Raw genomic sequence first — 15,383 nt, forward strand, 5'->3', positions numbered from 1 at the left:
GTGGTGGTCGAGGCGCTGCCGCATACCGCGACCGGCAAGATCTCCAAGCTGTCCCTCAGGGCACAGCTCGAGGCCGACGGCTACCGCCTGCCCGACCTGCGCTGAAGCCGGCGCCGCGGCCGAGGCGCGGGCCGGCGCGGAGGCCGAGCGCAACGGCGCCGCGGCCCGGGCCGAGGAGGCCGCGGAGGCGATCCGCGCCGGCCAGGGCGGCGATCCCGAGACCCTGCCCGAACGGTTCGGCTTCCCGGCCGAGGGCGGCGACGCCGCGGCCGCCGAGGCCGAGGTGCAGACGCTCGCGCGCCAGCGCGATGCGCTCGGCGCGGTCAACCTCCGCGCCGAGCAGGATGCCGAGGAGCTCACCGCCGAGCGCGACACGCTGGCCACCGAGCAGGCCGATCTGGAGGCCGCGGTGGAGAAGCTCCGCGGCGGCGTGCGCAACCTCAACCGCGAGGGGCGGGAGCGGCTGCTGGCCGCCTTCGAGATGGTCAACGCGAAGTTCGGCGAGCTGTTCCGCCACCTCTTCGGCGGCGGCGAGGCGCGGCTGATCCTGGTCGATTCGGAGGACCCGCTGGAGGCCGGGCTGGAGATCCTCTGCCAGCCGCCGGGCAAGAAGCTCTCGACGCTCTCGCTGCTGTCCGGCGGCGAGCAGACGCTGACCGCGCTCAGCCTGATCTTCGCGGTGTTCCTGTGCCAGCCGGCGCCGGTCTGCGTGCTCGACGAGGTCGACGCCCCGCTCGACGACGCCAACGTGCTGCGCTTCTGCGCGCTGCTCGACGAGATGGTCGGGCGGACCTCGACGCGGTTCCTGATCATCACCCACCACGCGATCACCATGAGCCGGATGGACCGGCTGTTCGGCGTCACCATGGCCGAGCGCGGGGTCAGCCGGCTGGTCTCGGTGGACCTCGCCGAGAGCGTCGCGCTGGTCGACGGCTGAAGCGGCTCATTTCAGCGCGCAGGGCAGGCCGCGGCCGGCAAAGGTCGTCGAGCAGGCGAAATCGCCGATGATCTGGGCCGCCTCGTCGGAGACCCTCTCGCCGCGCGCGGTGGCCGAGAGCACGAAGAGCATCGCCTCCGTCTCGGCCGTGATCAGGAACTGGTAGCGCCCGACCCCGAGGCCGCGGTCGATGCCGGTGCTGACCCGGGAATCGGCGAAATCCCGGGCATAGCTCACCGCCACCGAGCCGGTGGCCAGCCCGAAGCGCCGCGCGCCCTCCTCCGGGCTCAGCCGCGAGACCCAGAGCGTGACCGGGCCGATGCGGTAGGTCGCCTCCTGCGCGGTGACGCCGAGCGGCCGCGCGCCCTCCAGCATCGGCGCGACCAGCCGGTCCGTGCTCGGCTGCGCCGCCGCGGCGCCGGCAAGCCCGAGCGCAAGGCAGAACGCCGCGGCCCTGGCGGCGGAGCTTCTCGGGCGTCTGGGCATGGCGGTCCTCCCCGGCTGTCGCTCCAGGATAGCGCCGCCGCGGCGCCCGCGCCCAGCCCCCGGCGGACCGAATGCCGCAAGCCCCGGACAAGCCGCCCATTGACACCCCACACCCCCCTCCGTATGCATCACGCGGACACGGGCGGGGCGATCCGGCCCGCCTCGCGGCACGCCTGCCGCGGGGCGTCTCAAACGGGGACGCAATGAACACCGACGGGGGCAGGGAAGGCAGGAACGCCGACGATCCCAACCCGCTGGGGCGCCTCGGAGAGCGGATCGCCGCGGCCAGAGAGGCACAATCTCCCAAGCGCGGTCGCGCGGGGGAGGAGTACAAGGCAGGCTCCCTGGCCTGGCGCATGGTGACCGAGCTGGTCGCGGGCGTCCTTGTCGGCGGGGCCATTGGATGGGGGCTTGATGGTCTCTTCGGCACGCTGCCGGTCTTTCTGATCCTCTTCGGGATTCTGGGCCTCATCGCCGGGATAAAGGTGATGATACGCTCGGCGAAGGAGATCGAGGCGCGCGCGGCCGAGGAGCGGCAGGCCGGGAACGGCTCCGGCGGGAGCGGCTGAACGGGCCGGACCGCGGGGCGAACGGCGCGCAAGCGCCGGGAACGAGCGGGCGCGCAAGCGCCGAGGGCAGACCGGCGCGATGGCGCCGAACGGGCGAGAGAGGCGGATATGGCGTCGAACGGCAACGGCGGAGAGAGCTTCATCCACCCCATGGACCAGTTCGTGGTCGGGCCGATCTTCGGCGGCCACATCACGCCGCTGTCAGTGACCAACTCGACGATCTGGATGGCGATCTCGGTGCTGGCGATCTGCGCGCTGACGATCCTCGGCACCCGCGGGCGCGCCCTGGTGCCCTCGCGGGTCCAGTCGATCGCCGAGCTGCTCTACGGCTTCGTGCGCCAGACCCTGCACGAGGTGGCCGGCGACGAGGGGCTCAAGTATTTCCCCTATATCTTCACGCTGTTCACCTTCATCCTGTTCTGCAACATGCTCGGCATGCTGCCCTACAGCTTCACGCCGACGAGCCACATCGCGGTGACCGGCGTCATGGCGCTGGCGGTGTTCGTCTCCGTCACCGTGATCGCCTTCCGCAAGCACGGCACGCATTTCCTGATGTTCTTCTGGCCGATGGAGGCGCCCGGCTGGCTGCGCCCGGTGCTCTGCGTGATCGAGCTGATCTCCTACTTCGTGCGGCCCGTGAGCCACTCCGTCCGTCTCGGCGCCAACATGCTGGCGGGCCACGCGGTGCTCAAGGTCTTCGCCGGCCTCTTCGCGATGATGATCGCCGGCGGCCTCGGCGCGCTCGCCATCCTGCCGCTGGCCGGCATGATCGGGCTGACCGCCCTCGAGTTCCTGGTGGCCTTCATCCAGGCCTATGTCTTCATGATCCTCACCTGCGTCTATCTCAACGACGCGCTGCACATGCACTGAGGATCGACGTTCGAACCAACACCATCAGACCATCCAGAGGAGTGTGAGAGATGGAAGCTGAAGCTGCGGCCCTCCTGGGCAAATACATCGGTGCGGGTCTGGCCTGTCTGGCCATGGCGGGTGCCGGCATCGGTGTGGGCCACGTGGCCGGCAACTTCCTCGCCGGCGCGCTGCGCAACCCGGCGGCGGCCAAGGAGCAGACCGCGACGCTCTTCATCGGCATGGCCTTTGCCGAGGCGCTCGGCATCTTCGGCCTCGTCGTCGCGATGCTGCTGCTCTTCGCGGTCTGATCCGCAAGACGGCGCAAGACCGGTGGCGGGAGGCCCGCGGGCAGCCCCGCCACCGCGTGACCCCGAGCGAGACCCGGCCCGCCGGTCGCGGCGGGCGGTGAGCCATTTCCGGAGGGCGTGATGGCAAGTGAAACCGCCGGAGAACTGCTGCACGAAGCGGCCGAGCCCCATGGCTCGGGCGGCCTGCCGCAGCTCGACTTCGATACCTGGCCCAGCCAGATCTTCTGGCTCGCGGTGGCGCTGATCGCGCTCTACCAGCTGATGTCGAAGATCGCCCTGCCGCGCATCTCGAGCGTTCTCGAGGAGCGGGCGGACGCGATCGCCGACGATCTCGACCGTGCCGAGGAGTTCAAGCGCAAGGCCGAGGAGGCGCAGGCCGCCTATGACCGCGCGCTCGCCGAGGCGCGGGGCAAGGCGCAGGCGATCGCCGCCGAGACCCGGGCGCAGATCCAGGCCGAGGTGGATACCGAGATGGCCCGTGCCGATGCCGAGATCTCGGCCCGCGCGGCCGAATCGGAGAAGCGCATCCGCGAGATCCGCGACAGCGCGATGGCCAGCGTCGAGGCCGTGGCGACCGAGACCGCCGGCGCGGTGATCGAGGCCGTGCTGCCGGACCTGTCGGACCCGCAGGCGGTCGAGGCCGCCGTCAAGGCCGAGCTGGGCTGAGGAGCGCATCATGGAATTCCTCTACGACAGCAACGTCGTCGTCACGATCAGCTTCACCGTCTTCGTGGGCATCCTGGCCTATGTCGGGGTGCACAAGCTGCTGCTGAAGGCGCTCGACGACCGGGCCGACCGGATCCGCCGCGAGCTCGACGAGGCACGGCGGCTCCGCGAGGAGGCGCAGGCCACCTTCGCCGAGTTCGAGCGCAAGCAGCGCGAGGTCTCGGCCCAGGCCGAGGACATCGTGAGCCATGCCCGCGAGGAGGCCGAGGCCGCCGCGGTGCGCGCCAAGGAGGACGTCAAGGCCTCCATCGCGCGCCGCCTGAAGGCCGCCGACGAGCAGATCGCCCAGGCCGAGCAGTCGGCCGTGCGCGAGGTCCGCGACCGTGCCGTCGAGGTGGCGGTCGCCGCCGCCCGCCGGGTGATCACCGAGCGGCTGGGCGACGACAAGGCCTCCCAGCTGATCGACGACTCGATCGAGAGCGTGGGCCAGCGGCTGCACTGACGGCCCGCCGAAGGCACGGCGGCAAGACACGGAAGAAGGCGCGGCGCCCCGGGGGCCGCGCCTTCTTCATGTCCGGCGACGTGAGGATGACCGGCGCCGCTGCCCTATTGCGCCGCGCGGCGCTCCGTCGCCTCGGGGCAGAGCGCCCAGGGCTGCGCCGAGCCGGTCCAGTATTCCACCCGCGGCGGCAGGGCGCCGCGCTGGCGGCAGGTGCCGAGCCGCAGCCGCAGCACCCCCTCCCCCGCACCGGGAGAGACGGCATAGATCGGTGCCGCGCAGCAGCCGCAGAAATGCTGGTGATTCTCGGTGCCGCGGGCCGAGCGCTTGACATAGACGGCGGTCTCGCCGCGCAGCAGCCGGAAGGCCGCACGCGCAACCGGCACCGCCCACCGGGCAGTGCCGCCTGATATCGCCTGACAGTCGGAGCAATGGCAGAGATAGACCGCGCCCGGGTCCACCTCGGCGGCATAGGCGATGGCGCCGCAGTGGCACTGGCCGTCGATCCGCATCGACGGCCCCTGCCCGCGCGGCGCCGGCGCCGTCACTCGGCCGCGGCCTCGGCGCCCTTGGCGGGCTTGCCGCGATAGTTGGTCTTCTCGACGATGCGGGCCGACTTGCCGCGCCGCGAGCGGAGATAGTAGAGCTTCGCCCGGCGCACCTTGCCGCGGCGCACCACCTCGATCTTGTCGATCTGCGGCGAATACAGCGGGAAGACGCGCTCGACGCCCTCGCCGAAGCTGATCTTGCGCACGGTGAAGGAGGCGCCCAGCGTCTCGCCGCCGCGGCGGCTGATGCAGACGCCCTCGAAGGCCTGCACGCGGGTGCGGCTGCCCTCGGTCACCTTCACGCCGACGCGCACGGTGTCGCCCGGGGCGAAATCCGGAATGGTCGCGCCGAGATCCTTGATGTGCTCGGCCTCGAGCTGCTGCAGCAGGTTCATGGTCTCAATCCTTCTCTGTCCCGCCTTTGCCGGCGGTGGGTGTCGCGTCCGAGAGCTCTCGGTCTCCATCGGTGCCACCACCCGGCTTGCTTGCGCCGCGATAGGCCCGCCAGAGGTCGGGACGTCTTGCTTGCGTCAGGGCCTCGGCCCGGGCGAGCCGCCATTCGGCGATTCGCGCGTGATGCCCGGAGAGGAGAATCTCCGGGATCGCGCGCCCCTCCCAGACCGTGGGCCGTGTGTATTGCGGATGCTCGAGGAGCCCCCGCGAGAAACTTTCCTCCACCGCGCTCGCCTCGTTCCCCAGCACGCCGGGGATCAGCCGCAGCACGGCGTCCAGCACCGTCATCGCGGCGATCTCGCCCCCGGTGAGGACGAAGTCGCCGACCGAGAGCTCCTCGATGCGCCGCGCTTCCAGCACGCGCTCGTCGATGCCCTCGAAGCGCCCGCAGAGGAGGGTCACCCCCTCGGCCCGCGCGATCGCCTGAGCCAGGCCCTGGTCGAAGCGCCGCCCCCGCGGGGACAACGCGAACACGGGCCAGCGCGTCCGGTCGTCCGGGATGCCGCGCTGCGCCTCGTCGATGGCCGCGGCGACGATCTCGGGCTTGAGGACCATGCCTGGCCCGCCGCCCGCCGGACGGTCGTCCACGGTGCGGTGCTTATCGCGCGCGAACCGCCGGATGTCCAGAGCGTCAAGCGCCCAGAGCCCGGCCTGCAGGGCCTTTCCGGTGAGGCTGTGGCCGAGCGCGCCGGGGAACATCTCCGGATAGAGCGTCAGCACCTTCGCGGTGAAGGCGCCGGCGCGGGGCTTGTCCTCCATCAGCGGCCGCGGGCCGGCCGAGACGACCGGCTTCAGCATGCCGTGGGAGCGGGGTTTCGGCGGGTCCGCGGTCACGGCGCCTCCTCCCCTTCCGGGCCGTCGGCGGCGCGGCGCGCGGCGCGGTCGAGCAGCCCCTCGGGCGGGTCGACCACCACCAGGCCGGCGGCCAGATCCACCGTCGGCACCGCGGCGCGGGTGAACGGGATCAGCAGCTCGGTGCCGCCGGGCTGCGCCACCTCCAGCATGTCGCCGGCGCCGTGGTCGTGCACCGCGCGGATGCGGCCGAGCTCGGCGCCGCCGGTGTCGCGCACGCCGAGCCCGACGAGATCGGCGTGGTAGAACTCGTCATCCGGCAGCGCCGGCAGCCGGTCGCGCGGGGCGAAGAGCCGGGTGCCCCTGAGCGCCTCGGCCTGCTCGCGGGTCGCGACGCCGGTGAGGCGGGCGGCGAAGCCCCCCTTCACCGCCCGCGTGATCTCGAGCCCGTAGGACCGCCCCGCCGGATCGGCGAGCGGCGCATACTCGGCGATCGCCGCCGGCTCGGCGCAGAAGCTCTTCAGCCGCACCTCGCCGTGCACGCCGAAGGCCCCGGCCACCGCGCCGACGCAGATCATCCCCTCGGGATCCGACCGCTCCATGCGCCCGCCTTTCCGCGCTGGCCGCGCAGCGATCGCCGCCCGTCCGGGTCGCGCAGGACCCGCAACGGCGCCGCGCGATCAGCTGGCCGCGGCTTCCTCGCCGCCGGTGGCGTTCTCGGCAGCGGCACCCTTGGCCGCGGCCTCGGCCTCCTTGGCGGCCTCCTCGGCAGCCAGGCGCTTCTTCTCGCGCTCCTTGGCGCGCTCGGCCATCTTCTTGCCCGGCTTGGACTTCTCCGGGTTGTTGCGGGTCGCCTTCTCGCGCAGGCCGGCGGCCTCGAGCATCCGCGCGATGCGGTCGGTCGGCTGCGCGCCCTGGCCGAGCCAGTGCTGGATGCGCTCGACATCCATCTTCACGCGGTCCTCGGAATCCTTCGGCAGCAGCGGGTTGTAGGTGCCGAGCTTCTCGATGTAGCGGCCGTCGCGGGGCATGCGGCTGTCCGCGGCGACGATGCGGTAGAAGGGGCGTTTCTTGGAGCCGCCCCGGGCCAGACGGATCTTGATGGCCATGTCTTGGTCCTCGTTTCTCTGCGTAGGGTTTCGGTATGGGTTCGGTAGGGTTTCGGTATGGCTGCCGGTCCGGGCTCAGCTGCCGGGGCCGTCGGCCTGGATCTGCCGGTGATGGCGGATCACCTCGTCGATGACGAAGCGGAGGAACTTCTTCGCGAAATCCGGGTCCAGCCCGCTCTCGGCGGCGAGCCGCTCGAGCCGCTCGATCTGGCGCGCCTCGCGGGCCGGGTCGGCCGGGGGCAGCGCATGGCTGGCCTTCAGCCGGCCCACCGCCTGGGTGCAGCGGAAACGCTCGGCCAGGGTGTGGACCAGCACCGCGTCGAGATTGTCGATCGAGTGGCGCAGCTCGGCCAGCACGGCCTCGGCGCGCGCGGTGTCCTCGGTATCGGCGGTGTCGCTCATGCCGCGGCCTCCCTTGCCGGGTCGGGGTGACGGAACGGGGTGCGGAACGGGGCGCGCACGGCGCCGGCCGCGATCCTGGCGGTGCGGGGGATCATGCGGCGGCCTCCGGGTCCGGGTGGCGCCAGACCTCTTCGGCATGGCGGCCGCCAAGGCCGAAATCCAGCGTGACCGCGCCCTCGTGGACGGCGCCGAGGCGCCGCGCCACCGCCTGCGAGCGCCGGTTGCCGGCCGCGATGTAGGAGACCAGCCGGCGCGCGCCGAGCGTCGCGGCGGCGTGGCGCCGGACCGCGCGGGCCGCCTCGGTGGCATAGCCCCGGCCCTGCGCCGCCGGCGCGAGATGCCAGCCGAGCTCGATCTCGGGCCAGCCATCGGGCTGCCAGAGGCCGACCGTCCCGGCAAAGCGGTCCCCGTCGCGGGCGATCACGCTGTAGGGCCCGAAGCCGCGAATCATCCAGTGGCCGAGCAGCGCCGCGAAGCCGCGCCAGGAGGTGCCGCGGCTGCTGCCGTCATTGGCCTCCTTCATCTGCTGGAAGGCCGGCGCGTCGGCCGCGGCCGGCATCCGCAGCACCAGCCGCCCGGTCTCCAGCACCGCGGCCGCGGGGGCGATGCAGGCGCTCATGCCGCGTCCTCCGCGCGGGCCGGATGCGGCAGGGCGAAGACGTCGCGGGCGCGCCCGTCGGGGAAGGTCTCGCGCGCGATCACGCGGCCGCCGAGGCGCGCGGCGAGGCGCCGGGCGGGGAGGTTGTCGTCCTGCATGTGGGTCTCGACCGGGTCGAGTCCGAGCCGGTCGTAGCCGAAGCCGATGGCGGCGCGGCTCGCCTCGGTGGCGAAGCCCTGGCCGCGCGCCTCCGGCAGCAGCCACCAGGTCAGCTCGTGCCGCGGCCAGCCGGCCGGATGCCAGAGCCCGCAGGCGCCGAGGACCCGGCCGCCGGCCGCCTCCGTCACCGCCCAGATGCCGAAGCCGCGCAGCGCCCAGTGGCCGATATCGGCCGCCAGCAGCATCCAGGCGTCGCGCTCGGATTTCGGCGTGCCGCCGCGCCGGGCGGTGCCCTCGGCGCTGGTGTAGAAGGCCCGCCAGGCAGGGAAATGCGCCGCGGCGGGCGGCTCCAGGCGGAGCCGCCCGGTCTCCAGCACGGGGATCGCGGGGGCGGTCATTTCTTGCGGCCCCTGGTTTTCGGCTTGCCGCCCCGCCCGCCGAGGCCGAGCCCCGGAGGCATCGGCAGCCCGCCGGGCCCGCCGCCGAGGCCGGGCAGCCCCGGCAGGCCGGGCGCACCGCCGCTGCCGCCCGCCGGCGCGCCGGGGCCGGGCAGGCCGGGCGCCGCGCCGGAGGCGCCGCCGGGGCCGGGCAGGCCGGGCATCCCGCCGGGCATGCCCATGCCCGGCATGCCGCCGCCCTTGCCCATCATCTGGCCCATCAGCCCGCGCAGGCCGCCTTTGCCCATGCGGCCCATCTTCTTCATCATGTCGGCCATCTGCCGGTGCATCTTGAGCAGGCGGTTGACGTCCTGCACCTCGAGGCCGGAGCCCCTGGCGATGCGCTCCTTGCGGCTGGCCTTGAGGATATCGGGCTTCTTGCGCTCCTCCCTGGTCATCGACTGGATGATCGCCATCTGGCGGCGGATCATCTTGTCGTCGACCCCGGCATCGCCCATCTGCCGGGCGATCTTGCCCATGCCGGGGAGCATCGACATGATCCCGTCCATGCCGCCCATCTTCTGCATCTGCTCGAGCTGGGAGCGCAGGTCGTTCATGTCGAAGCGGCCCTTCTGGAAGCGCTTCATCATGCGCTCCGCCTCGGCCTGCTCGATCTGCTCCTGGGCCTTCTCCACCAGCGAGACGATGTCGCCCATGCCGAGGATCCGGCCGGCGACGCGCTCGGCGTGGAACTCCTCGAGCGCGTCCATCTTCTCGCCGATGCCGACGAACTTGATCGGCTTGCCGGTGACCGCGCGCATCGAGAGCGCCGCGCCGCCGCGGCCGTCGCCGTCCATCCGGGTCAGCACGACGCCGGAGATGCCGATCTGGCCGTCGAAGTTCTCGGCGGTGTGTACCGCGTCCTGGCCGGTGAGGCCGTCGACCACCAGCAGCGTCTCGTTCGGGCTGGCGGCATCGCGCACCGCGGCAACCTCGGCCATCAGCTCGGCATCGATCGAGAGCCGGCCGGCGGTGTCGAGCATCACCACGTCGTAGCCGGCGAGCATCGCCTGCTGCCTGGCGCGCCTGGCGATCGCCACCGCGTCCTGGCCCCTGACGATCGGCAGGGTGTCGATCCCGGTCTGCTGGCCGAGGGTGGCGAGCTGCTCCATCGCGGCCGGGCGGCGGGTGTCGAGCGAGGCCATCAGCACCCGCTTGTGGTCGCGCTCCTTCAGCCGGCGGGCCAGCTTGGCGGCGGTGGTGGTCTTGCCCGAGCCCTGCAGGCCGACCATCAGGATGGTGGCCGGCGGGCTGTCGATGCGCAGCCTGGCGCCGGCCTCGCCGTCGCCCTCGCCGGCGAGCATGGCGACCATCTCGTCATGGACGATCTTGACCACCATCTGGCCCGGCGTGACCGATTTCAGCACCGCCTGGCCGGTGGCCTTGTCCTGCACCTGCTTGATGAACCGGCGCGCGACCGGGAGCGAGACATCCGCCTCGAGCAGCGCCACCCGCACCTCGCGCAGCGCCGTGGCGACATCCGCCTCCGTCAGCGCGCCCTTGGCGGTGAGCTTCTCCAGCGCGCCGGACAGGCGTTCCGACAGGCTCTCGAACATCTCGCATCTCCTTTCGCGGCCCGGTTCCCTGCCCCCGATCTGGGGCGCGCATGGCCGGACCACAACGAAAAACGCGCCGGTGGGCGCACTGCGCTGACCGACGGCGATCCCCGCAACGACGGGGACCGGAAGCGCGGGCACTTCCGGGGTGCGGGTGAATTACCCGCTCCGGGACACGCGGTCAAGATGCCCCGGCCGGGCGCCGCCGGGCCGGCCGGCGATGCCTGCCCCGCGGGGCAGGCGCCCCGGCGCGCCCACCCCTGCATCGTCGCGGCGGCTCAGGCCGCATCGCGGCCCACCCATGCGCGCCGGGGCGTTTCGCCCTTGATCCCCGGCCGCGCCCTGCGTTCACTGGGGTGCGGGGCCGGCAGGCGCGCCGCCAGAAGGGGAGAACGGGATGTTCAGCAAGATCCTGGTGCCGGTGGATCTCGACGCGCCGGAGGTCGCCGCCAAGGCGATGGCGACGGCCAGGCGCATCGCGGCGACGGAGGGGGCGGGGATCCTGGTGATCTCGGTCACCCCGGACCCGAAGGACCCGGAGAAGGAGGCGGCGCTGGAGGCCCGGCTCAAGGCCTATATCGACGGCGAGCGGGGCGAGCTGGAGATGGACGGCATCCTCAATCTCGGCGGCTCGGTGGCCCGCGAGGTGCGCGCCGTGGCCGAGGAGATGGGGGTGGACCTCGTGGTGATGGCGAGCCACTGGCCGCGGCTCGACGACCACCTGTTCGGCTCGCGCTCGGCCAGCGTGGCGCTGCACAGCCACTGCTCGGTGCTGGTGGTGCGCTGAGGCGCCGCGCCGCGATTGCCCGGGGCGGCAGGGCGGCGCTATAGGGCGGGGATGACCGGACCCGTGGAGATCGCCGCCTTCTACCGCTTCGCGCCGCTGCCCGAGCCGGCGGCGCACCGCGCCGCGCTCGCCCGCATCGCCTGCGCCGGCGGCCTGCGCGGCACCGTGCTGCTGGCGCCCGAGGGGGTGAACGGCACCGTCGCCGGCCCGGCCGGGGCGGTCGCGGCGCTGCTCGCGGCGCTGCGCGCGCTGCCCGGTTTCGCCGGGATGCCGGCGCGGCGCTCGCAGGCCGCCGAGATGCCGTTCCGCCGCATGAAGGTCCGGCTGAAGCGGGAGATCGTGACGCTGGGCCAGCCCGGGCTCGCGCCCGCCGCCCGCACCGGCACCCGCGTGCCGCCGGCGGACTGGGACGCGCTGCTCGACGCCCCGGACGTCGCGGTGATCGACACGCGCAACGCCTACGAGGTGGCGATCGGGCGCTTCGACGGGGCGATCGACCCCGGCACCGGGAGCTTTCGCGACTTTCCCGCCTGGTGGGCGGCCAACCGGGCGCGGCTCGCCGGCAGGCGCATCGCGATGTACTGCACCGGCGGGATCCGCTGCGAGAAGGCCTCGGCCTATCTGCTCGGCCAGGGGGTCGCGGAGGTGCTGCAGCTCGACGGCGGCATCCTCGGCTATCTCGAGACGGTGCCGGCGGCACGCAGCCGCTGGCAGGGCGAGTGCTTCGTCTTCGACGGGCGGGTCGCGGTCGGGCACGGGCTCGCCGAGGGCAGCCACGGGCTCTGCCATGCCTGCGGCCGGGCGGTGAGCCCCGCGGGCCGCGCCCACGAAGCCTTCCGCGAGGGCGTCTCCTGCCCCGCCTGCATCGGCGAATACACCGATGCCGACCGCGCCCGCTTCGCCGAGCGCGAGCGCCAGGCCCGGCTCGCCGCCGCCCGCGGCGGGGCGCATCTGGCGGAGGACTGAGCCCGGCTCAGCCGGCGCCGCCGCCCGGCAGGTCCGGCGGCGGCTCGGCGCGGGCGGTGGCGACGCGCGGATCGGCGCCGGCGGTCACGGTCCTGCGCCGCGCGCCGGACCACACCGCGAGCGCCCCGGCGCCGACGATCAGCGCCATGCCGAGCGCGGTCTGCGGCGCCAGCGCGCTGCCCCAGATCGCCCAGGCGAACAGCGGCGCCCAGAGCAGGAAGCTGAAATCGAAGAGCGCCATCAGGCTGGCCTCGCCCATCTTGTAGCCCTGCGCGAGGCAGATGCTCGCGGTCATGCCGCCGAGCCCGATCACCGCGATCCAGCCCAGCGTCGCGGCGTCGAGCCCGTCCCAGGGCCGGGTGGCGAAGCCGGTGCCGGGCACCCCGGCCAGCGCCTCGGCCAGCCAGGGCCGCGCCGCGATGCCGAGCAGCCCCGCCGCGCCGAGCCCGACGAACAGCCAGATCGAGAGCGCCACGGCGGATTCGGCGCGGCAGTACCGGCCGGTCCAGATCAGGCCGAGCGCATAGGCCGCGCCGCTCGCCACCGCCACCAGCGCCATCGGCCCGCCCGGCCCGGTGCCGGGGTCGAGCACCAGCCAGACCCCGCCCGCCCCGAGCGCCAGCGCGCCGAGCCGGCGCGGCCCCATGCGCTCGCCATGCAGCACCCATTCGAAGATCACCACCCAGATCGGCGAGGTGAACAGCCCGGCCGAGGCCTGCGCGATGCCCACCGCCGGCAGCGCCGCGAAATAGAGCAGCATGGCCAGCACCGCGAAGCCGGTGCGCTCGGCCAGCCGCCGCGGCGCCTGCGGGCGCAGCCGCGCCAGATGCCCGTTGAACGCCGCCAGCGCCAGCACCGCGGGCAGCACCAGCGCGGCGCGCAGCGCGTGGAAATGCCAGAGGCTGAGGCGCTCGGCGACCAGCGGCATCAGGTTGTCGGTGAGCGCGATCGCCGCCATGCCGCCGGTGATCCAGATCGCTCCCGCGCCGCTGCCCGTCATTGCCCGCTCCCCTGCCCCCGGTGACCGGCCAGATGTCGCCCCCGCGGCGGCGGCGCGCAAGCCCGTCACCGACGCTTCACAGCCCGCCCCGGCCTGCTAGGGTCGGGACAGGGGGGGCGCGAACACCCCCGACGAGGAACGACAAGACCGGGAGGACCGCCCATGCTGGGGCAGATGCAGGACTGGCCGCTCAGGATCGGCCGGATCATCGACCATGCCGCGCGCTATCACGGCAAGCGGCGGATCCTGTCGCGCGCGCCGAACGGCGGCATCGTGCTGACCGATTACGAGGGCATCCGCCACGACGCGCTCCGCATCGTGCAGGGGCTGCGCCGGCTCGGCGCCCGGCCCGGCGCGGTGATCGGCGCCATGGCCTGGAACAGCGAGCGCCATCTCGCGGTGTGGTACGGCGTGCCGGGCGCCGGCTGCGCGCTGCATTCGCTCAACCCGCGGCTCGGCGCGGCGCAGCTGACCTACATCATCAACCATGCCGAGGATGCCTGGATCTTCGTCGATCCCGATCTCGTCGGGGTGCTCGAGCCGCTGGCCGCCGCGCTGACCGGCGTGCGCGGCTACATCGTGATGGGCGCGGCCGAGACCACGCTGCCGAACGCGATCACGCTCGACGAGCTGATGTCCGGCGACGGCGATGCCGGCTGGGAGCCGGTCGACGAGCGCGCCGCCTGCGGCATCTGCTACACCTCCGGCACCACCGGCGAGCCGAAGGGGGTGGTCTATTCGCACCGCTCCAACACGCTGCACGCCATGGCGGTGATCCAGCCCGACACGCTGGGCCTCTCGTCGCGCGACGTGGTGATGCCGGTGGTGCCGCTGTTCCACGCCAATGGCTGGTCGCTCGGCTTCTCCGGGCCGATGTCGGGCGCGGCGATGGTGATGCCGGGGCGCCAGCTCGACCCGGCGGGGCTGATGGAGATGCTCGGCCACGGCGTGACGATCTCCGCCGCGGTGCCGACGATCTGGCTGCCGCTGCTCGACCATCTGCGCGAGACCGGCGGCAGCCTGCCGGATCTCTCGCGCGTGGTGATCGGCGGCTCGGCCTGCCCGCGGGCGGTGATCGAGGCCTTCCAGAACGATTACGGCGTGCGGGTGATCCATGCCTGGGGGATGACCGAGACCTCGCCGCTCGGCACGCTCTGCACCGAGAAGCCGGAGATCGCGGCGATGGCGCCGGGGCGCCGGCTCGACCAGCAGGAAACCGTCGGCCACCCGCATTTCACGGTGGATTTCGCGATCCGCGACGAGGCCGGCCGCGACATGCCCTGGGACGGCCGGACCCAGGGCCGGCTGATGGTGCGCGGGCCCTGCGTGGTGCAGCGCTACCACAAGGCGGAGACCGCGGCGGCCGACGGCGAGGGCTGGTTCGACACCGGCGATGCGGCGGTGATGGACCCCTACGGCTATGTCCGCATCACCGACCGGTTCAAGGATCTGATCAAATCCGGCGGCGAGTGGATCAGCTCGATCGATCTCGAGAATGCCGCGGTCGGGCATCCCGACGTGGCGGAGGCCGCCGCGGTGGCGATGCCGCATCCGAAATGGGCCGAGCGCCCGGTGCTGGTGGTGGTGCCGCGGGCCGGGCGCCGCCCCGACCGGACGGCGATGCTGGCGCATCTCGGGCGGCAGTTCGCGAAATGGCAGCTGCCGGACGACGTCGTGGTGGTCGAGGCGCTGCCGCATACCGCGACCGGCAAGATCTCCAAGCTGACCCTCAGGGCACAGCTCGAGGCCGACGGCTACCGCCTGCCCGACCTGCGCTGAAGCCGGCGCCGCGGGCGCCGAGACCGCGCCGCAGTTGCCGGGGTCACACCACGGCCGCCGAGATCACACGACGGCCGCAGGGGCACACCACGTCCTCCGGCGTCACACCACGGGTGCCGGGGTCACACGACGGCCGCAGGGGCACACCACGGGTGCCGGCGCAACGCCGCGAGCACAGGGGTCGCGCCGCGGGCACAGCGGTCGAGCGGCGGGTACCGGGGCCGCATCACGGGAGCCGGGGTCACACCACGGGTGCCGAGGTCACGCCACCGGCGCCATGGCCGCGCCACAGTTGCCGGGGTCACGCCGCGGGTGCCGGGGCAGCGCTGCGGGTGCCGGGGCCGCACCGCGGGTGCCGGGGCCGCACCACGAGTGCCGGGGCCGCACCACGGTTGCCGGGGCCGCACCACGGTTGCCGGGGCCGCACCACGGTTGCCGGGGCCGCACCACGGTTGCCGGGGCCGCACCGCGGGTGCCGGG

The 15,383-nt window shown here is 73.3% G+C and carries 19 protein-coding genes and 1 pseudogene; 9 read left to right on the forward strand and 11 right to left on the reverse strand.

The window, feature by feature from the left end:
- Positions 1 to 937, forward strand: a pseudogene (locus tag QSJ97_RS23305) (hypothetical protein); the annotation flags it as partial.
- Between the two features lie 6 nt (positions 938 to 943).
- On the opposite strand, the gene QSJ97_RS23310 reads toward QSJ97_RS23305, so the two are convergent.
- On the reverse strand, positions 944 to 1,423 hold the full coding sequence (locus tag QSJ97_RS23310) for a hypothetical protein (RefSeq protein WP_285674833.1): 480 nt from the start codon (positions 1,421 to 1,423) through the stop codon (positions 944 to 946).
- 203 nt (positions 1,424 to 1,626) lie between these two features.
- On the opposite strand from QSJ97_RS23310, the gene QSJ97_RS23315 reads away from it, so the two are divergent.
- From QSJ97_RS23315 to QSJ97_RS23335, 5 genes are all read left to right on the forward strand, one after another.
- Positions 1,627 to 1,992, forward strand: coding sequence for an AtpZ/AtpI family protein (locus QSJ97_RS23315; protein WP_285674834.1), 366 nt, complete (start codon positions 1,627 to 1,629; stop codon positions 1,990 to 1,992).
- A 108-nt stretch (positions 1,993 to 2,100) separates the two neighbouring features.
- Positions 2,101 to 2,862 (forward strand): F0F1 ATP synthase subunit A, encoded by a 762-nt coding sequence (locus QSJ97_RS23320; protein WP_285674835.1) that lies wholly within the window; start codon positions 2,101 to 2,103, stop codon positions 2,860 to 2,862.
- 50 nt (positions 2,863 to 2,912) lie between these two features.
- Positions 2,913 to 3,152 carry a F0F1 ATP synthase subunit C gene (locus QSJ97_RS23325; RefSeq protein ID WP_200612960.1) on the forward strand — a complete coding sequence of 80 codons (240 nt, stop codon included), beginning with the start codon at positions 2,913 to 2,915 and terminating at the stop codon, positions 3,150 to 3,152.
- 120 nt (positions 3,153 to 3,272) lie between these two features.
- Positions 3,273 to 3,818, forward strand: a complete 546-nt coding sequence (locus tag QSJ97_RS23330) for a F0F1 ATP synthase subunit B' (protein WP_285674836.1) — start codon at positions 3,273 to 3,275, stop codon at positions 3,816 to 3,818.
- Positions 3,819 to 3,828: 10 nt separating this feature from the next.
- On the forward strand, positions 3,829 to 4,320 hold the full coding sequence (locus tag QSJ97_RS23335) for a F0F1 ATP synthase subunit B family protein (protein ID WP_285674837.1): 492 nt from the start codon (positions 3,829 to 3,831) through the stop codon (positions 4,318 to 4,320).
- A 104-nt stretch (positions 4,321 to 4,424) separates the two neighbouring features.
- On the opposite strand, the gene QSJ97_RS23340 is transcribed toward QSJ97_RS23335, so the two are convergent.
- From QSJ97_RS23340 to ffh, 9 genes are all read right to left on the reverse strand, one after another.
- Complete coding sequence (locus QSJ97_RS23340) at positions 4,425 to 4,829, reverse strand: GFA family protein (RefSeq protein ID WP_285674838.1); 405 nt, start codon at positions 4,827 to 4,829, stop codon at positions 4,425 to 4,427.
- Positions 4,830 to 4,861: 32 nt separating this feature from the next.
- Positions 4,862 to 5,260 carry a 50S ribosomal protein L19 gene (rplS, locus tag QSJ97_RS23345; protein ID WP_285674839.1) on the reverse strand — a complete coding sequence of 133 codons (399 nt, stop codon included), beginning with the start codon at positions 5,258 to 5,260 and terminating at the stop codon, positions 4,862 to 4,864.
- 4 nt (positions 5,261 to 5,264) lie between these two features.
- Positions 5,265 to 6,116: a tRNA (guanosine(37)-N1)-methyltransferase TrmD gene (gene trmD / locus QSJ97_RS23350; protein ID WP_285674850.1), complete on the reverse strand. Its 852-nt coding sequence runs from the start codon at positions 6,114 to 6,116 to the stop codon at positions 5,265 to 5,267.
- 32 nt (positions 6,117 to 6,148) lie between these two features.
- The gene (gene rimM, locus QSJ97_RS23355; protein ID WP_285674840.1) at positions 6,149 to 6,712 is read right to left on the reverse strand and encodes a ribosome maturation factor RimM; all 564 of its coding nucleotides are present in this window, start codon (positions 6,710 to 6,712) and stop codon (positions 6,149 to 6,151) included.
- A gap of 78 nt (positions 6,713 to 6,790) precedes the next feature.
- A complete protein-coding gene (rpsP, locus tag QSJ97_RS23360) occupies positions 6,791 to 7,219 on the reverse strand; it encodes a 30S ribosomal protein S16 (RefSeq protein WP_285674841.1) in 429 nt (142 codons plus the stop codon).
- A gap of 75 nt (positions 7,220 to 7,294) precedes the next feature.
- The gene (locus QSJ97_RS23365; protein ID WP_285674842.1) at positions 7,295 to 7,621 is read right to left on the reverse strand and encodes a chorismate mutase; all 327 of its coding nucleotides are present in this window, start codon (positions 7,619 to 7,621) and stop codon (positions 7,295 to 7,297) included.
- Positions 7,622 to 7,712: 91 nt separating this feature from the next.
- On the reverse strand, positions 7,713 to 8,240 hold the full coding sequence (locus QSJ97_RS23370) for a GNAT family N-acetyltransferase (protein WP_285674843.1): 528 nt from the start codon (positions 8,238 to 8,240) through the stop codon (positions 7,713 to 7,715).
- A complete protein-coding gene (locus tag QSJ97_RS23375; protein ID WP_285674844.1) occupies positions 8,237 to 8,776 on the reverse strand; it encodes a GNAT family N-acetyltransferase in 540 nt (179 codons plus the stop codon). Before QSJ97_RS23375 ends, QSJ97_RS23370 begins: the two co-directional genes overlap by 4 nt.
- On the reverse strand, positions 8,773 to 10,371 hold the full coding sequence (ffh, locus tag QSJ97_RS23380) for a signal recognition particle protein (RefSeq protein ID WP_285674845.1): 1,599 nt from the start codon (positions 10,369 to 10,371) through the stop codon (positions 8,773 to 8,775). The genes QSJ97_RS23375 and ffh overlap by 4 nt, the downstream gene beginning before the upstream one ends.
- Positions 10,372 to 10,768: 397 nt before the next feature.
- Between ffh and QSJ97_RS23385 the strand changes: the two genes are divergently transcribed.
- Both QSJ97_RS23385 and trhO read left to right on the forward strand, forming a co-directional pair.
- Positions 10,769 to 11,158 (forward strand): universal stress protein, encoded by a 390-nt coding sequence (locus QSJ97_RS23385; protein ID WP_285674846.1) that lies wholly within the window; start codon positions 10,769 to 10,771, stop codon positions 11,156 to 11,158.
- Positions 11,159 to 11,209: 51 nt separating this feature from the next.
- Entirely contained in the window at positions 11,210 to 12,124 is a 915-nt protein-coding gene (trhO, locus tag QSJ97_RS23390; RefSeq protein ID WP_285674847.1) for an oxygen-dependent tRNA uridine(34) hydroxylase TrhO, read from the forward strand.
- Between the two features lie 7 nt (positions 12,125 to 12,131).
- Here the strand turns inward: trhO and QSJ97_RS23395 are convergent, their stop codons facing one another.
- On the reverse strand, positions 12,132 to 13,124 hold the full coding sequence (locus QSJ97_RS23395) for a DMT family transporter (protein WP_285674848.1): 993 nt from the start codon (positions 13,122 to 13,124) through the stop codon (positions 12,132 to 12,134).
- 162 nt (positions 13,125 to 13,286) lie between these two features.
- Here QSJ97_RS23395 and QSJ97_RS23400 point away from each other — a divergent pair, with 162 nt between their 5' ends.
- On the forward strand, positions 13,287 to 14,903 hold the full coding sequence (locus QSJ97_RS23400; RefSeq protein WP_285674849.1) for a long-chain-fatty-acid--CoA ligase: 1,617 nt from the start codon (positions 13,287 to 13,289) through the stop codon (positions 14,901 to 14,903).
- Positions 14,904 to 15,383: the final 480 nt, after the last annotated feature.

Source organism: Paralimibaculum aggregatum, assembly GCF_030270585.1.
Taxonomy (GTDB): domain Bacteria; phylum Pseudomonadota; class Alphaproteobacteria; order Rhodobacterales; family Rhodobacteraceae; genus Thermohalobaculum; species Thermohalobaculum aggregatum.

Excerpts from the sequence above, each read along its gene's own strand:
- QSJ97_RS23310 (WP_285674833.1), bottom strand. The coding sequence starts at position 1,423 with ATGCCCAGACGCCCGAGAAGCTCCGCCGCCAGGGCCGCGGCGTTCTGC.
- QSJ97_RS23315 (WP_285674834.1), top strand. The coding sequence starts at position 1,627 with ATGAACACCGACGGGGGCAGGGAAGGCAGGAACGCCGACGATCCCAAC.
- QSJ97_RS23320 (WP_285674835.1), top strand. The coding sequence starts at position 2,101 with ATGGCGTCGAACGGCAACGGCGGAGAGAGCTTCATCCACCCCATGGAC.
- QSJ97_RS23325 (WP_200612960.1), top strand. The coding sequence starts at position 2,913 with ATGGAAGCTGAAGCTGCGGCCCTCCTGGGCAAATACATCGGTGCGGGT.
- QSJ97_RS23330 (WP_285674836.1), top strand. The coding sequence starts at position 3,273 with ATGGCAAGTGAAACCGCCGGAGAACTGCTGCACGAAGCGGCCGAGCCC.
- QSJ97_RS23335 (WP_285674837.1), top strand. The coding sequence starts at position 3,829 with ATGGAATTCCTCTACGACAGCAACGTCGTCGTCACGATCAGCTTCACC.
- QSJ97_RS23340 (WP_285674838.1), bottom strand. The coding sequence starts at position 4,829 with ATGCGGATCGACGGCCAGTGCCACTGCGGCGCCATCGCCTATGCCGCC.
- rplS (WP_285674839.1), bottom strand. The coding sequence starts at position 5,260 with ATGAACCTGCTGCAGCAGCTCGAGGCCGAGCACATCAAGGATCTCGGC.
- trmD (WP_285674850.1), bottom strand. The coding sequence starts at position 6,116 with ATGCTGAAGCCGGTCGTCTCGGCCGGCCCGCGGCCGCTGATGGAGGAC.
- rimM (WP_285674840.1), bottom strand. The coding sequence starts at position 6,712 with ATGGAGCGGTCGGATCCCGAGGGGATGATCTGCGTCGGCGCGGTGGCC.
- rpsP (WP_285674841.1), bottom strand. The coding sequence starts at position 7,219 with ATGGCCATCAAGATCCGTCTGGCCCGGGGCGGCTCCAAGAAACGCCCC.
- QSJ97_RS23365 (WP_285674842.1), bottom strand. The coding sequence starts at position 7,621 with ATGAGCGACACCGCCGATACCGAGGACACCGCGCGCGCCGAGGCCGTG.
- QSJ97_RS23370 (WP_285674843.1), bottom strand. The coding sequence starts at position 8,240 with ATGAGCGCCTGCATCGCCCCCGCGGCCGCGGTGCTGGAGACCGGGCGG.
- QSJ97_RS23375 (WP_285674844.1), bottom strand. The coding sequence starts at position 8,776 with ATGACCGCCCCCGCGATCCCCGTGCTGGAGACCGGGCGGCTCCGCCTG.
- ffh (WP_285674845.1), bottom strand. The coding sequence starts at position 10,371 with ATGTTCGAGAGCCTGTCGGAACGCCTGTCCGGCGCGCTGGAGAAGCTC.
- QSJ97_RS23385 (WP_285674846.1), top strand. The coding sequence starts at position 10,769 with ATGTTCAGCAAGATCCTGGTGCCGGTGGATCTCGACGCGCCGGAGGTC.
- trhO (WP_285674847.1), top strand. The coding sequence starts at position 11,210 with ATGACCGGACCCGTGGAGATCGCCGCCTTCTACCGCTTCGCGCCGCTG.
- QSJ97_RS23395 (WP_285674848.1), bottom strand. The coding sequence starts at position 13,124 with ATGACGGGCAGCGGCGCGGGAGCGATCTGGATCACCGGCGGCATGGCG.
- QSJ97_RS23400 (WP_285674849.1), top strand. The coding sequence starts at position 13,287 with ATGCTGGGGCAGATGCAGGACTGGCCGCTCAGGATCGGCCGGATCATC.